We start from the raw sequence: 13,083 nt of genomic DNA, 5'->3' as shown, positions 1-13,083 counted from the left end.
GAGGGAAGCATGCCGAAATCCACTCTGCTGGCGGGCCTTGCCGTTTCCCTGCTGACGCTTGCCTCAGCCCATGCCGACAACGCCGGCGACGGCAAATCGATGCTTTCAGCCCAGGCCGGGCTTGCCGCCGAACTGCTCGGCCGCACGCTGGCAAAGGAGGGTGCTGCCAATATCATGGTGTCGCCGGCAAGCCTTGCCGCAGCCCTCGGCCTTGCCAGCCTCGGCGCCTCCGCCGAAGGCAAGGCCGCGATCGCCAAGGGCCTCGGCTTCGGCGGCGAGGTGAAGGGGCCGGAGACGGTGCTTGCCGCCATGACGCCGGAAAAGCCGGCAGCCGCGGATGCGCCTTTGGCGAGCGCGGTTGCCATCATCTTCGACGACAAGCTGATGCTCGCTCCCGACGCGCTTTCCATGCTCGCCAGCCACCGGGTCAAACCCTCGATCGAGGATCTCGACGGACCTGGGTCGGTCGAGCATATCAACCTCTGGGTCAAGGAGACGACGCGCGGCGCCATTCCCGTCATGCTGGACGCGCCGCCGGGCGGCGGTTTCGTCAGCCTCGGCGCGCTGTCCTTCAAGGCGCGCTGGAAAACGTCTTTCGACAGGGAAAGCCCGGCAAGCCCCTTTCAGCGGCCGGACGGTTCGACGGTTTCGGTGCCGATGATGCATCTCACAGGCGACGGACAGAAATTCCGTGTCGACGAGAAATTCACCGCCGTCGACCTTGCCTATACGGACGAGAGCTACAGCATGGTGGTGATCGCCGCGCGCTCCGGCAAGGGCGTTGGCGGCGCGGATCTGAAGGCGCTCGCCTCCTGGCTGCAGGGGGAAAAATTCGAGGCGGTCAAGGGCGAAATCTTCCTGCCCCGCTTTTCCCTCAGCGACGGGCGTGATTTGATGCCGGTGCTGAACGCGATCGGACTGACACCCGAAAAGGCCAAGCATTCGGCCTTCCCGGGTTTCACCAAGGAAAACATTCGCTTGTCGCGCGTTCTTCAGAAGACGATGATCAAGGTTGACGAAAACGGCACGGAGGCAGCAGCTGCCACGGCAGCGATCACGGAACGCAGCATCGATCCCAAGCTCGTTCGCGTCGTCGCCAATGCCCGCTTTGCCTTCGCGCTCAGGGATACAAGGACCGGCCTGGTGCTGGCCGCCGGCCTGATCGGCGATCCGCTACTAGAACAGGATGATTGAAGGCCTCTCGGCCTGAAATCTGAATCCTGTTCTACATTAAAGAGTCAGAGCATGATGCCGAAAACCGCTCACATTTTTCGGCATCATGCTCTGGCGGGCGAATAGAATTCGGTTTCATGGAATGCCAATGATTGCAGGGGGACATGTGCATGAGAAGTGATCTGATCGCCCGCTACACGATCGGCGAGCCGGTCTATGAGAACGAGTTCATCGTCTATCCCGCTGAGGACAAGCGGATGGGCCATGCGGTCTTCATCGTCGCCCCCGATGTGGCGCTGAAATTGGATAAGGCGCGTTTCGAGCGGGTCTGGACCTCCATCAACGAGGCGAAATCGCTGACCGCCCGCCGCTTCGTCGAAATCGAGGACCTGATCCCGCCGTCGCCGGAAGACGACAATTTCTACATCGTCGAAAAGCGGCCGTCGAAAACGCTGCACCAGTATCTCGACGAAACCGAGATGGTGGCCTATGAGCGCGCCGCCGAGATCGGCCGCCACATCCTCGAAGGCCTGGCGACGCTGCACGGCGCCGGTTACGCCCACAATGCGCTGACGGATCAATGCATCTACGTCTCCGAGGATTATTCCGGCCTGTCGGTCCGGATCGGCAATCTGCATCTGATCTCGAAGATCGGCGAGCACATCATTCCGCCTTATGTGCCGGAATTCGGCGCGCCGGAGATTTATGCCAGCGGCACCTTCTCGGCTTCAGCCGCCCTCGACATCTACGCCATGGGCATGATCGCCTACAAGCTCTTCCTGCCGCGCCAGACCTATAACAGCGTCTTCGACAGCGTCATGGTCTGGGAGGACGAGCATCAGCGCGAGCAGAGCTGGAAGAACATCCATCTCGATCCCTCCAACGTCTTTCCCCGCCTCGACGTGCTGATCCCCGGCTTTCCCGAAGGCCTCGCCAGCCTTGTGGAACGGATGCTGAGCCGCGACCCGGCCCAGCGCCCGCGCACCGGCGCCGATGCGCTCGGAGAATACTCCAGGGTGACCACGGGCATCCAGCCGATGTCCTGGGATCCGCGCGGCGGCATGCCGCAGCAGCCGGAGGCGGCGAAACCGAAAAAGTGGACGCCCGTCAAAATCTCGATGATCGCAGCGCTGCTGTTGATCTGCATCGGCGTCGGCGCCATCACCATTCCGAAACTTCTGCGCCCGGATCCGAAACTCGTCGCCGATGTCGGCACCTGGAAGAAGGAGGCCGAAAGCCGAAAGCAGAAGGCGATCGCCGCCAAGGCGCCGGAGCGCCCGGCCAGCGACCAGGCCAAGCTTTCCTATGACACCGGTGCGGCAGCGCTGACCTCCGCCGATGCGCTGCTCAAGGACGAAGATTATGAAAAAGCCCTTCCGGGCTATCAGTCTGCCGCCATCAATCTCGGCAATGCGCTGATCGCCATTTCGAAGGAGAATGCCGAGAAGGCGAAAGCGTCGGCTTCGGCCGCCGGCGGCGACAAGGCGCCGAGCTTCGCCGAGGCCGACGCCAGGATGAAGACCGCCGCCGACAGCGCCGCCGCCAAGCAGATGCACGGCGCCGTCGAAAATTACGATGCATCGAAAACCGCTTTCGACGATCTCGCCAAGGCGCTGACGGCGCTGACGGCGGCGGAAAAGGATGCGGCGGCCAAGCGCGAAACGGTCAACCGCATCGGCGCCGGCGATAGTCCGGACGTCGCCAAGGCGAGCAGCCTGATGGCGGAGGCAAAAACCAAGGCCGAGCAATGGCAGATGCCGGCGGCGACCTCAGGCTATGGCGACGCCGCCAAACTTTTCGACGCCATCATCGCCGACGTCATGGCGTCGAAGGACGAGGCGACGGGCCTGAAGCAGAAGGTCGCCGATCTCAGCGCCTCGATCACTACGCGCGCCGGTGCCGCCGATCCGACGCTTGCCGCACTCACGCCGAAGATCGGCGAGGCCGATGGCCGCTATAGCGCGGAGGCCTATAAGCTCGCCGTCGTGGCGTACAAACCGATCCTTGCCGATCTCGAGGCGCTGTCGGCGCGCGGCTTCTGCCCGGTTTCGCCGACCCTTGCCTTCGAGACCGTGCCGGCGGGCAGTTATTCGCTGGAGAATGTCCGGCTGATGACCGCCTCGATGAAGGAGCTCGGCGGCATGCTCGGCGTCGCCAATGGCGCCGTGAAGGTCGAAAAATCCTTCTGCATGCAGGCAAAGGCCGTCACCCGCGCCGAGATGGCGGCCTATTACACCGCCAATTCAGATCCCGCCTCTGCACAGGCCTATGCCGACAACCCGCAGCTGCCGGCCGACGACGTGCCGCTGGCCGTAGCGCAGAACTACACCGCCTGGCTGTCGAAACAGCTGAACGCCCCCGTCCACCTGCCGTCGGCAACCGAATGGATGGCCAGCGCGACAAAGATGGAACCGGAAAAACTGCCCGATAATGGCGACATCCTCCTGCAATGGAGCGCCACCCCCTGCGAAGCCGGCGGCAACGTCGCGTTCATGGCGCAGGAAGGCTCGACCTTCGTCGTCTGCTCCGACGCCTCGGCCGGCGGCATCTTCCGGGTCACCGCCGAATTGCGCTGACGGATCGGAAGGGTTGAGACCGAGCGGGAAAACGGTCTGCCGCGCATGCCGGGGCAGGGTAATCCGCATCGCTGCAACACGTGTCGACGGGAGCCCACAGCGCCTCGACACAAGGTCTCAGACCGCCCCTTTTTCCTGATGCGGCAGCCTCGCGCGCAGGCGGTACCCATCTCCACTTTTCAATTCCAACTTTCATAAAATGGGGTATATTAGAGATGGGGACTGCAGTATCCCCGCCTTGAGGGGTCGAGGACAATGTGCTGGAATACATCAGCAGCATTCACGCCGGTTGGTTTTGCTTTGCGAGGCCCGGCATCTCGCAAGATCGTATGGACGCTGGGCGACGCGGCGCGTCTCCTGATGAACGACTGGCCTTTCGATGACGGCGAGGAATATGTGGCTGCCGTCAAAGCCTGCGTCGACGCCATCAGCGGCAAAATCGCCCCGGAACAATTCCGCGAAGCGCTTCTGCGCGCAGCCGAAGAGGCCGGCATCGCCGCCCTCAGTCTCGTCCCCCAGGGCGTCGCAGCCCGACGCGCGGACCTGCCGTCGAACGCGCGAAGATAACCCGCCCATATCCCTTACTCATCGGCCGGGGCTTCGCGGATCTGCATGATCTTGTCGATCAAGCCCCATTCCAATGCTTCTTGCGACGTCATGAAGCGGTCGCGGTCCATGGCGCGTTCGAAATCCTCATAGGAGCGCCCGCAATGTTCCGCATAGAGCCGTGTCATACGCTGCTTTGTTTTCAGGATTTCCTCGGCGTGAATTTGCATATCGGTCGCCTGCCCCTGAAAACCGCCGGATGGCTGGTGGATCAGGATGCTTGCATTTGGCAGGGCGGCCCGCTCGCCAGGCTCCCCCGCCATCAGCAGAAACGATCCCATGGAGCGGGCCGTGCCCATGCAGAGCGTGTGAACCGGCGCGCGGATGTAGCGCATGGTGTCATACATGGCGAGGCCGCTGGTCACGACGCCGCCCGGCGAATTGATATAGAGGTAGATGGGCTTTTTGGGGTTTTCGGCTTCCAGAAACAGCAGCTGGGCGCAGACGAGGGCCGAAACGGTGTCGTTCACCTCGCCATTGAGGAAGACAATCCGCTCGCGCAAAAGCCGGGAATAAATATCGAATGATCGTTCTCCCCGGCTGGACTGTTCTACGACCATAGGGACGAGCTGCATCGCTTCGCGCATCGGCGACCTCCAGACTTCCAGAATTTTAGCGTCAAACTCGCCGCGTCAGGCGGCGAGCATGAGGGGCGGGCTGTTGCTGTTCGCCGGCGCTCTTGCCATTCCGTCGAATCTTGCGTCCGTCAGTTCGTGGACGATCCGAAGGCAGGTTCCGCCCGTGGCATTCGGGGTGATCGTGAACGTCACGGTGCTTTCAAGGAAAGGCGGGCTGTCGTCGCGCAGCCTGTAGCGGACTTCCTGGCCGGGGGTGACGGTGATCGCATCGGGATCGGCCAATGCTTCCTTCGGCAACCACCTTTCCCGAAGTTCGGGAATGGTGACGGCACGCCAGACCTTTTGCGGCGGATCGCCCAAGTCAAACTCCAGCTCGACGCCGCTATCCTGTTCCTTGGTCTTCGCTTCGTTCATTGATCCATGTCCTTCAGCAAGACTTTGAGTGCTGCGATACGCTCCGGCCAATAGGCGCGGTATTTTGCCAGCCACTGGGCGATGAGCGCCAACCCGTCGGGATCGACTTCGTAATTCACGAAACGCCCCTGCCGTTCTTCCCTCACGAGCTTCGCACTGCGCAGAACCGCAAGATGTTGCGACATCGCCGGCTGGCTGATTTCCATGCCTTCGCGCAAGGCGCTGGCGTTCATGCTACCTGCCGCCAGCTTCTCAAAGATCGCACGGCGGGTCGGGTCTGCCAAAGCTCGGAAAAAGTCATTTTCGATCATGCAAACACATAAGCACACACTTATCTGATTCGCAAGCTCCTTTTCGAGACGACTGTCCGGTGTCGCTGCTCTCAGTCTCGTCCCGCAGGCTGTGGCAGCTGTCTATTCCCCAGCGTGCAAAAGCAGGAAAACAAGTGTCGCCTTTGCCGGGATTTTCGCGACAAACGGCACGGCCAGAATGGACGTAGGCTCGTTCGATTCAGATTCGACGGTCGTCAATGATTGCGCGATCTGGCACTCTTTCCGTGGCAAGCAGGATTGCCGGAGGAAACGATAATGAGCGATCAGCACGAACACAACCCGTTTGATGGCCCTCAGATGCAGGGAATGCACTACGAGCGGGCCGATATGTCAGGCGCCAATTTCGATGGTGTAAACCTCGCAGACGCACAGTTTTACGCTGTTTTGACCAAGGCAAAATTCACTGACAGCAATTTAAGCGAAGCGGTTTTTGACGATATCAGCCTTGCGGATGCGCGCTTCAACAACGTCAATCTGTCTGGCGCCGCCATCACGAATGCAAACCTGTCGCGATTGACCATAAGCAACGTCACGCTAGCAGATTCAGACATAACGGATGCCGATTTGACTGGGATGCGGATCAATGGCGTTCTCGTCACCGATCTGCTCATGGCCTATGAAAAGGCGAAAACCTGAAGGCCATGCACAACGCACAAATCCCGACTTCCCTCAAAACTTTAGAAAAATACCGGCGCGAAACTCCCTCGCATAAGTCGAAGTTTTGCGGTCGACTATTGCGAGGGTCGATGACCGCTTCGGGCCAAAAGGCGGCAAGGCGGCTCGGCCGCGTTGCGCCGGAAGCCGACGTCCATGGATAGACTAATCGCCGTTGCTGCCGTGCCTGCGGCCCCCTCATCCGACCCTTCGGGCCACCGCCCGGGGTTGAGCCACGGGTCTCAACCCGTCCTTCGAACCCCCGCTGGGAGAAGAAGGAGAACGCCGCTTCGCCATTGATTCAATTGGATGAAGTGCCTTTGGGTAGGTGGGTTCGTTTGGCAGTATCGATGCGTCTTGCTTCCCTCTTCTCCCCAGCGGGGAGAAGGTGCCCGTAGAGCGGATGAGGGGGCCACACGGCACGCCGTTCACGATCGCCCTTCGCTTGCGCTCAAGGTGAGCTATCTCCAGCGACTTAAGCCCCCCCTCCGTCATGCTCGGCCTTGAGCCGAGCATCCACGCCGCATCCGCCAGCAGTCGTGGGCGTGGGTCCTCGGCTCAAGGCCGAGGACGACGGAGAGTGGGGCGGGCTTCTCGCCAAACTCGGCACGACTTTCACTATCGCCCTTCGAGCCTTCGACGCTGCGGGTCCTCCCTCAAGCCTCGGATTTCAGCTTGCCGCCGACCGCCCAGGAATCTTTGGCGATCTCCGTTATCAGAATTTCCACCGATTCCGGCGGGCACGCCAGCGTTTCGACGGCGGCCTTGGTCGCCTCGCGGGCGAAGGCGCGTTTCTGATCGTCGGTGCGGCCGGGATGCATCTGCAGGTGAAGAATGGGCATGTTTTCTCCTTGGTCATGTTGGCAATATCCGTCGCCTTTGGCGCGGGCATGACCACCATGTTGCAAATGCTGAGGTTGATAAATAAGCTCCCGGTATCGTCATTCGAAACCTGGAGGTAGGCAATCATGGACAAGCTGGCCGGCATGGCGATGTTCGTCCGGGTCGTCGACAATGGCAGTTTCGCGGCCACCGCGGAGATCGCGCAAGTGTCGCCTGCCATGGTCGCCAAGCACATCAAGACCATCGAGACCCGGCTCGGGGCCAAGCTGATCCATCGCACCACGCGCCGCCATCAGCTGACAGAGGTCGGCCAGCTCTATTACGAGCGCTGCAAACGCGCGCTGTCCGAAGTGGCGCTGGCCGAGGCTTCGGCGAGCGAGCTGCAATCGGCGCCGCGCGGCCGGCTTCGCGTGGTGGCACCCGTCAGCTTCGGGACGCAGATCCTGGTGCCGGCGCTGATCGATTACCAGAACGCCTATCCCGACGTCAGCATCGAGCTATCACTCGACAACAATGTCCATGACCTCGTCGGCGAAGGGTTCGAGCTCGGCATCCACATCGGCCCGCTCACTGACGACAGCTTGGTCGCCCGCCCGCTGACGCCCTATCGGCGGATTCTCGCTGCCTCGCCTGATTATCTCGCCCGCCATGGCCGGCCGGCCTCGCCGGAGGCGCTGACCAACCACCTCTGCCTCGGCCACTCCTATTGGCGCAGGCAGGACCGCTGGCACCTGGTCGGGCCGGGCGGAGAAATGCGTGATGTGTTGATTTCCGGAAAATTTTCCACCAACCAGGGGGCGGCACTGCGCATGGCCGCGCTCAGCGGCGCGGGAATCGTGCTCCAGCCGGAACTGCTGCTCGCCGCCGATATCGCCGAAGGGCGGCTTGAACAGGTGCTGCCGGACTGGTCCTACAAACCTGTTCCGATGTCCCTCGTCTATGCGCCGAACCGCCGGCCGACAGCGATGCTGCGGACGGTGATCGATTTCCTGGTGGAACGGTTTGGCTGATGACCGCCTCGACGAAGGAACTCGGCGTTACCAACATACGCGGAATCGAACTCAAGCCGCTGGAGTGTTATTTCGCGGCAACTGGTCGTCCGGGAACAAATGATATTCGTATCTTTTCGGCCCTGATGAAGCCGTCCAAGCCGTAGCAAGGGAGGAGTTCAATCTATAAGGTGACAGACATCGCCCAAAGGGGATTCAAGGCCAATGCCCCCAGAGAAGAAGGACCGTTCGCCTGTTGCGCTGGAACAGCGCGATATAAGCGCCGACCAGCGCATGTTCTCACCTTCCGCTGCGCGAAATTCGGCGCCGATCCTCGCGGTCCTAAAACGCGTCCTTCCAACACGTGGCGCCGTGCTGGAGATTGGATGCGGGACCGGCGAGCACGCCGTGTGTTTTGCGGGAGCAATGCCCGACCTCACTTGGCAGCCGAGCGATCCGGATGCCGACGCCCGCACCAGCACGTCTAACTGGATCAAATTTGCAGGGCTGAAGAATGTGCTGGCACCGCGGGATATTGATGTGTGCGCAGGGCAATGGGGCGTCGAACAAACAGGTCATTTTGACGCCATCGTGTCGATCAATATGATCCATATCGCGCCATGGGCGGCAAGCTTAGGATTGTTCGCAGGAGCTGGCCGTTTGCTTCACGCTGGTGGGCTTCTTCTTCTCTACGGCCCATTCATGCGCGACGGAACACACAACGCCCCCTCGAACGCTGCTTTCGACGCGGCTCTAAAGGAGCGCAACCCATCCTGGGGTGTGCGTGATATCGCTGATCTTGAACAAATGGGTGAGGCCGCTGGGCTTAATCTCCGCGAGACGATCGAGATGCCTGCCAACAATATGTTGCTGATCTTCTCCACCGGTAGTGCCTGAACGACAAGCGGGCGTGAAAGAGACGTGGGCAACATTCGGGGCCCTTTGCTGCCGTTCGAGGTCGATCCGAGGAACGTGCGGTATGTGCTAGACTGGGGCCGAAGACGGAACGCGCTGCGAGGGGCGGTGTGATCGAACCGGAATTCGTGCGACCGAGTGCCAACGTTGTGCTCTTTGAAGGGGAGACGAGGACGATGCCGACACCAGAGCAACCCAGTCTAATAGTTCGACAGAAATCCCCACCAAACATCGAGTTTCCGTTTGCGTCACTCTCCGATTGGCTGATCCCAACCGAGCTGTTCTTCGTGCGAAACCATTTCCCGTCGCCGGACCTCGATGCGCGAGACTGGAGATTGCGCGTTGGCGGGGCGGTGGAGCGGCCGATCGAACTTGACCTCGACAGCATCAAGGCGATGCGGAGCACGACTCTCACTGCCGTCGTCGAGTGCGCAGGCAACGGGCGCGTCTACTATGTGCCGCCGAGGGAGGGGTTGCAGTGGCAGAACGGAGCCGTCGGCAATGCCGCGTGGACAGGTGTTCCTCTGCGCGAGATTTTAGAAATGGCGGGCGTCAAGCGAACCGCACGTGAGGTTCTGCTCGTCGGCGCAGACAGCGGCGTCGTCGACACGAACAAGAAAACGGCTTCTCCAGGCCCCATCGCTTTTGCGCGCAGTTTACCGCTTGAGAAGGCCATCGCCGACAGCACGATCCTTGCCTATTCGATGAACGAGGAGGCGTTGACGCGCGATCACGGCTACCCGCTACGCGCGGTCGTGGGTGGCTGGTTCGGCATGGCTTGGGTCAAGTGGATCACTGATATCACGGTTGTGGAGGAACCGTTCCTTGGCTACTGGCAGGCGCGCGACTATTTCCGTTGGGAGCGCAGCCTCGGGGAACCCAGGCTGGTCCCCCTTGCGGAGATGGAGGTCAAAGCGCAGATCGCGCGTCCCGTGCAGGGGGCGCGTCTCGTCGCCGGCCAACCGTATCGGATTTTCGGAGCCGCCTGGAGCGGAGAGGCTGCTATCCGGCAGGTGCAGGTCTGCACCGGAGATGGCAGGGGCTGGCGCGAGGGAAGGCTCCTCGAAACAGAACGTCCTTTTGCGTGGCGCTTGTGGGAGTACATGTGGACCCCTGAAGACGTGGGGCGATATATACTGCGATGTCGCGCGATCGATGCGGCTGGGTGCGTGCAGCCCGACCTCCAGCGATCCGACTGCGAGAGCTACGCGGCCAATTGGATCGTTCCGGTGGAGGTTACGGTCGTTCCCGAGCCACAGAGGTACGAGGAGGAGTTCGTGATCTAGTCACCGCATGGGGCGGAATGGCGGCTTTTGGCGCAACTGCGACCCACGTTGTCACTGCGCCATAGCCGCTTTGCAGCAACGGCGGCCGGTGGCTCGACGACCGCTATGATAGTGCTTTTCGGACGCGGTCAACGGCGAAGCAGACCATCGACTTCCAGGCATTCGATCGGGGATCGACGTCGCGGGCTGTTGCGAGACCGACCGCCAGTTCATACGTTCTCTATCCAACCTCACACGGAGCAGCAGATGCAGATCGACCTCGCAGGCAAGACCGCTCTTATTACTGGATCGACCGAAGGTATCGGCTACGCGATCGCCCGCCAGCTCGCGAGGGCTGGCGCGGACGTGGTGATCAACGGACGGTCCGAAGAAAAGACCGCAAATGCCGCCGAACGCCTGAAAGGCGAAGGTGCCGGGGGCACCGTAACCGCCGTCGCAGCCGATGTCGCAACCGCTGAAGGGTGTGACGCTCTCGTCGCCAAGGTTCCTCATGTGGACATCCTCATCAACAACGCGGGCATTTTTCAGCCGCTCGACTTCTTCGAGGCGAACGACGAGGTGTGGGATCGCCACTGGCAGGTAAACGTCATGTCGGCCGTCAGGCTTTCGCGTGCCTACCTTCCAGGCATGCAGAAGGTCGACTGGGGTCGTGTCATCTTCATCGCGTCGGAATCCGGCTTTAACATTCCGGTGGAGATGATTCACTACGGCGTCAGCAAGACCGCCGATATCGCGGTTGCCCGCGGGCTCGCCAAGCGCATGGCTGGTACGGGCGTTACCGTGAACTCGGTCCTTCCCGGCCCAACACTGTCCGAAGGTGTCGAGGCGATGCTTGCCGAAGAGCGTGCGAAGACGGGCAAGCCGATCGAGGAGGTCGCGGCGGACTTCGTCAAGAAGCATCGTGGCAGTTCGATCATCCAACGAGCTGCAAGCGTAGAGGAAATCGCCAACCTCGTAACCTATCTGGCGTCGCCTTTGGCATCCGCGACGACCGGGGCTTCCATGCGCGTGGACGGAGGACTGATCGACACGCTCTGAGGTGATCCCTTGCCTGCTCGTCGTGATTGCCGGCCTGCGAAAGTCGGAGCACTACCGGGGCAGCGTTGGCGTGTCGATTGGATGACCCCAAATCGTGTCCAGATGCACTAACGTCAAAACGAACGGAAGTCTGCTCTGCGGCAATGGCAAGGTCTGCCATTGCGACTGATAAGGAGGCGCGAAGCTGTCTTTCAATAAATTTGATGATCGCTTCGCGCCACACGCGGCGGACTATCTCCGCGGAAAGTGCCCGAAACGGGCACACCCATTATTCTCCAGGTCATGCTGATAGAAATCGTGGATAGCCATCGCATTTGCCGGTGATGTAAGGTGACCCTAAACTAGGAAATTGTCGTTTTTCCTCTGGATGAGACTTGCGCTGCCTCCACCTGCCGGCGGCGGACCATCCACCGCCACCAGCAGGTTCGCACCGGTGATCAGGCTCACAGCCGGCGATGCCAGGAAGACCACGGCACCCACCACATCATCGGTTTCACCGATCCCGCCAAACGGTCCTGCAGCTCAATAGATGGATTATTAACTTCGAAATAACTCAGGCGTGCAAACCCATGGCAGCGGAGCCAATTGATCGTATGATTGCCGTATTGCCGAAGACCGGCTTAGCTTGGGAACGGACCCGTGCGTGTTCGCATTATCTGTGTGCTGATCCTGTCTATCGCGTTTGGGCTCTTCATGCCTGTGGTGATGGAGTTTGGCCGGGCGCTTTACGTAGACGACGACTTCGGAGCACTCGCTTCACCTGATCTCGTCTTCCTCGCCTTTTCGGTCATCCCAGGCATTCTCGCGGCAGCGGGCCTCTGGCTGGCGGATGTTCGGCAGCGCAGGTTGCCGTTGCTCGCCTTGCCGCTCGGTATCCTCATATCGATCGGTGTGGGTTATGGCAGCACGGCCTTCGCGTTTCGCAACGCGATGGCCCGGTACGACATCCTGACCAACGACTGCTATTACACAAACGCCTTGGCTTTTCAGGGCAGGACCGGAATCTTCATTTCATGGGGCGGACGAACGGCTTTTCATCCGCTCGAAAAAGTTCGATCGATGATTCCCGTACCAGCCGGAGCCTAGTCAGCAATCGCCAGCGGGACGAGACCTGCGCTGCCGTGCAACAGCCTCCACCTCAGGCGACGGACCATCCACCGTCCACCAGCAGGTTGGCGCCGGTGATCAGGCTCGCAGCCGGCGATGCCAGGAAGACGACGGCGCCAACCACATCATCGGTTTCACCGATCCGGCCGAGAGGAATGTGATCGAGCGTCGCTTTGCGATTGTCGGCAGCGGATCGCACATCCGCTGCCAGAAATGATCCAACGAGGCGTCTGCTTATCTTGCAGGGGCTTTGTAGGCAGATACGATTTTGCCCGCCTTTTCTTGGGCGGCCTTGAATTCCGCCCCCGTGTATGCTCGCACGGTTTTGATATTCGATACTGCTCCCGATGCGCCGACGACAAGAAGTGCGGGGATCAGGTCAACACCGTCGGGAAATTCCGCGACTATCATCCAGTCGGTTTCCCCGGTCGTGACGTAGAAAGAATGCTGTTTCCCGCCTGCTGCTTCCATGATGGCACGGGCCGCCGCTTCCCGGTCCGATGGATCGGCGATCATTCCCTTCGCTGCCGTGGCTGAATAGCACCCTGTGATTATGAACAGTGGCATAGGAC

General features: G+C 60.9%; 16 protein-coding genes and 1 pseudogene. 10 read left to right on the top strand and 7 right to left on the bottom strand.

What is annotated here, in order from left to right; genetic code table 11:
• Positions 1-9: 9 nt before the first annotated feature.
• The 3 genes from AMK05_RS29810 to AMK05_RS29800 all read left to right on the top strand — a co-directional run bounded on the left by AMK05_RS29810 (position 10) and on the right by AMK05_RS29800 (position 4,316).
• Positions 10-1,194 carry a serpin family protein gene (locus AMK05_RS29810; protein ID WP_064843753.1) on the top strand — a complete coding sequence of 395 codons (1,185 nt, stop codon included), beginning with the start codon at positions 10-12 and terminating at the stop codon, positions 1,192-1,194.
• A 149-nt stretch (positions 1,195-1,343) separates the two neighbouring features.
• A complete protein-coding gene (locus tag AMK05_RS29805; protein ID WP_064843751.1) occupies positions 1,344-3,749 on the top strand; it encodes a protein kinase domain-containing protein in 2,406 nt (801 codons plus the stop codon).
• A 255-nt stretch (positions 3,750-4,004) separates the two neighbouring features.
• Positions 4,005-4,316 (top strand): DUF982 domain-containing protein, encoded by a 312-nt coding sequence (locus AMK05_RS29800; protein WP_064843749.1) that lies wholly within the window; start codon positions 4,005-4,007, stop codon positions 4,314-4,316.
• 14 nt (positions 4,317-4,330) lie between these two features.
• Here AMK05_RS29800 and AMK05_RS29795 read toward each other — a convergent pair whose 3' ends face one another.
• From AMK05_RS29795 to AMK05_RS29785, 3 genes are read right to left on the bottom strand one after another with little or no spacing between them, the layout of a single operon-like run.
• The gene (locus tag AMK05_RS29795; protein ID WP_064843747.1) at positions 4,331-4,942 is read right to left on the bottom strand and encodes an ATP-dependent Clp protease proteolytic subunit; all 612 of its coding nucleotides are present in this window, start codon (positions 4,940-4,942) and stop codon (positions 4,331-4,333) included.
• Positions 4,943-4,987: 45 nt separating this feature from the next.
• Complete coding sequence (locus tag AMK05_RS29790) at positions 4,988-5,347, bottom strand: SRPBCC family protein (RefSeq protein ID WP_064843745.1); 360 nt, start codon at positions 5,345-5,347, stop codon at positions 4,988-4,990.
• Positions 5,344-5,658: an ArsR/SmtB family transcription factor gene (locus AMK05_RS29785; RefSeq protein WP_007628095.1), complete on the bottom strand. Its 315-nt coding sequence runs from the start codon at positions 5,656-5,658 to the stop codon at positions 5,344-5,346. The genes AMK05_RS29790 and AMK05_RS29785 overlap by 4 nt, the downstream gene beginning before the upstream one ends.
• Before the next feature lie 276 nt (positions 5,659-5,934).
• On the opposite strand from AMK05_RS29785, the gene AMK05_RS29780 reads away from it, so the two are divergent.
• Positions 5,935-6,315 (top strand): pentapeptide repeat-containing protein, encoded by a 381-nt coding sequence (locus AMK05_RS29780; RefSeq protein WP_064843742.1) that lies wholly within the window; start codon positions 5,935-5,937, stop codon positions 6,313-6,315.
• 674 nt (positions 6,316-6,989) lie between these two features.
• Here AMK05_RS29780 and AMK05_RS29775 read toward each other — a convergent pair.
• Positions 6,990-7,175 carry a 4-oxalocrotonate tautomerase gene (locus tag AMK05_RS29775; RefSeq protein WP_003594927.1) on the bottom strand — a complete coding sequence of 62 codons (186 nt, stop codon included), beginning with the start codon at positions 7,173-7,175 and terminating at the stop codon, positions 6,990-6,992.
• Between the two features lie 126 nt (positions 7,176-7,301).
• On the opposite strand from AMK05_RS29775, the gene AMK05_RS29770 reads away from it, so the two are divergent.
• The 5 genes from AMK05_RS29770 (at position 7,302) to AMK05_RS29755 (ending at position 11,404) form a co-directional block, all read left to right on the top strand.
• On the top strand, positions 7,302-8,186 hold the full coding sequence (locus AMK05_RS29770; RefSeq protein WP_064843740.1) for a LysR family transcriptional regulator: 885 nt from the start codon (positions 7,302-7,304) through the stop codon (positions 8,184-8,186).
• Positions 8,186-8,332, top strand: coding sequence for a hypothetical protein (locus AMK05_RS35425; protein WP_190237353.1), 147 nt, complete (start codon positions 8,186-8,188; stop codon positions 8,330-8,332). Before AMK05_RS29770 ends, AMK05_RS35425 begins: the two co-directional genes overlap by 1 nt.
• A 58-nt stretch (positions 8,333-8,390) precedes the next feature.
• The gene (locus tag AMK05_RS29765) at positions 8,391-9,062 is read left to right on the top strand and encodes a DUF938 domain-containing protein (RefSeq protein ID WP_064843737.1); all 672 of its coding nucleotides are present in this window, start codon (positions 8,391-8,393) and stop codon (positions 9,060-9,062) included.
• Between the two features lie 194 nt (positions 9,063-9,256).
• The gene (locus AMK05_RS29760; protein WP_237352270.1) at positions 9,257-10,366 is read left to right on the top strand and encodes a sulfite oxidase; all 1,110 of its coding nucleotides are present in this window, start codon (positions 9,257-9,259) and stop codon (positions 10,364-10,366) included.
• A 246-nt stretch (positions 10,367-10,612) separates the two neighbouring features.
• Entirely contained in the window at positions 10,613-11,404 is a 792-nt protein-coding gene (locus tag AMK05_RS29755) for an SDR family NAD(P)-dependent oxidoreductase (RefSeq protein ID WP_064843733.1), read from the top strand.
• 394 nt (positions 11,405-11,798) lie between these two features.
• Here AMK05_RS29755 and AMK05_RS35005 read toward each other — a convergent pair.
• Positions 11,799-11,917 (bottom strand): annotated as a pseudogene (locus AMK05_RS35005) (SDR family oxidoreductase); the annotation flags it as partial.
• 126 nt (positions 11,918-12,043) lie between these two features.
• Between AMK05_RS35005 and AMK05_RS29750 the strand changes: the two are divergent.
• Complete coding sequence (locus AMK05_RS29750) at positions 12,044-12,490, top strand: hypothetical protein (RefSeq protein ID WP_064843731.1); 447 nt, start codon at positions 12,044-12,046, stop codon at positions 12,488-12,490.
• A 52-nt stretch (positions 12,491-12,542) separates the two neighbouring features.
• On the opposite strand, the gene AMK05_RS36035 is transcribed toward AMK05_RS29750, so the two are convergent.
• Positions 12,543-12,749: an SDR family oxidoreductase gene (locus AMK05_RS36035; RefSeq protein WP_257784970.1), complete on the bottom strand. Its 207-nt coding sequence runs from the start codon at positions 12,747-12,749 to the stop codon at positions 12,543-12,545.
• The gene (locus AMK05_RS29745) at positions 12,746-13,078 is read right to left on the bottom strand and encodes a GYD domain-containing protein (protein WP_064843729.1); all 333 of its coding nucleotides are present in this window, start codon (positions 13,076-13,078) and stop codon (positions 12,746-12,748) included. Before AMK05_RS29745 ends, AMK05_RS36035 begins: the two co-directional genes overlap by 4 nt.
• Positions 13,079-13,083 lie beyond the last annotated feature (5 nt).

Source organism: Rhizobium sp. N324, assembly GCF_001664485.1.
Lineage (GTDB): Bacteria > Pseudomonadota > Alphaproteobacteria > Rhizobiales > Rhizobiaceae > Rhizobium.
This window is presented reverse-complemented; position numbering and strand designations above follow the sequence as displayed.

Excerpts from the sequence above, each read along its gene's own strand:
- AMK05_RS29780 (WP_064843742.1), top strand. The coding sequence starts at position 5,935 with ATGAGCGATCAGCACGAACACAACCCGTTTGATGGCCCTCAGATGCAG.
- AMK05_RS35425 (WP_190237353.1), top strand. The coding sequence starts at position 8,186 with ATGACCGCCTCGACGAAGGAACTCGGCGTTACCAACATACGCGGAATC.
- AMK05_RS29775 (WP_003594927.1), bottom strand. The coding sequence starts at position 7,175 with ATGCCCATTCTTCACCTGCAGATGCATCCCGGCCGCACCGACGATCAG.
- AMK05_RS29805 (WP_064843751.1), top strand. The coding sequence starts at position 1,344 with ATGAGAAGTGATCTGATCGCCCGCTACACGATCGGCGAGCCGGTCTAT.
- AMK05_RS29765 (WP_064843737.1), top strand. The coding sequence starts at position 8,391 with ATGCCCCCAGAGAAGAAGGACCGTTCGCCTGTTGCGCTGGAACAGCGC.
- AMK05_RS29745 (WP_064843729.1), bottom strand. The coding sequence starts at position 13,078 with ATGCCACTGTTCATAATCACAGGGTGCTATTCAGCCACGGCAGCGAAG.
- AMK05_RS29755 (WP_064843733.1), top strand. The coding sequence starts at position 10,613 with ATGCAGATCGACCTCGCAGGCAAGACCGCTCTTATTACTGGATCGACC.
- AMK05_RS29810 (WP_064843753.1), top strand. The coding sequence starts at position 10 with ATGCCGAAATCCACTCTGCTGGCGGGCCTTGCCGTTTCCCTGCTGACG.
- AMK05_RS29795 (WP_064843747.1), bottom strand. The coding sequence starts at position 4,942 with ATGCGCGAAGCGATGCAGCTCGTCCCTATGGTCGTAGAACAGTCCAGC.
- AMK05_RS29785 (WP_007628095.1), bottom strand. The coding sequence starts at position 5,658 with ATGATCGAAAATGACTTTTTCCGAGCTTTGGCAGACCCGACCCGCCGT.
- AMK05_RS29790 (WP_064843745.1), bottom strand. The coding sequence starts at position 5,347 with ATGAACGAAGCGAAGACCAAGGAACAGGATAGCGGCGTCGAGCTGGAG.
- AMK05_RS29800 (WP_064843749.1), top strand. The coding sequence starts at position 4,005 with ATGTGCTGGAATACATCAGCAGCATTCACGCCGGTTGGTTTTGCTTTG.
- AMK05_RS29760 (WP_237352270.1), top strand. The coding sequence starts at position 9,257 with ATGCCGACACCAGAGCAACCCAGTCTAATAGTTCGACAGAAATCCCCA.
- AMK05_RS29770 (WP_064843740.1), top strand. The coding sequence starts at position 7,302 with ATGGACAAGCTGGCCGGCATGGCGATGTTCGTCCGGGTCGTCGACAAT.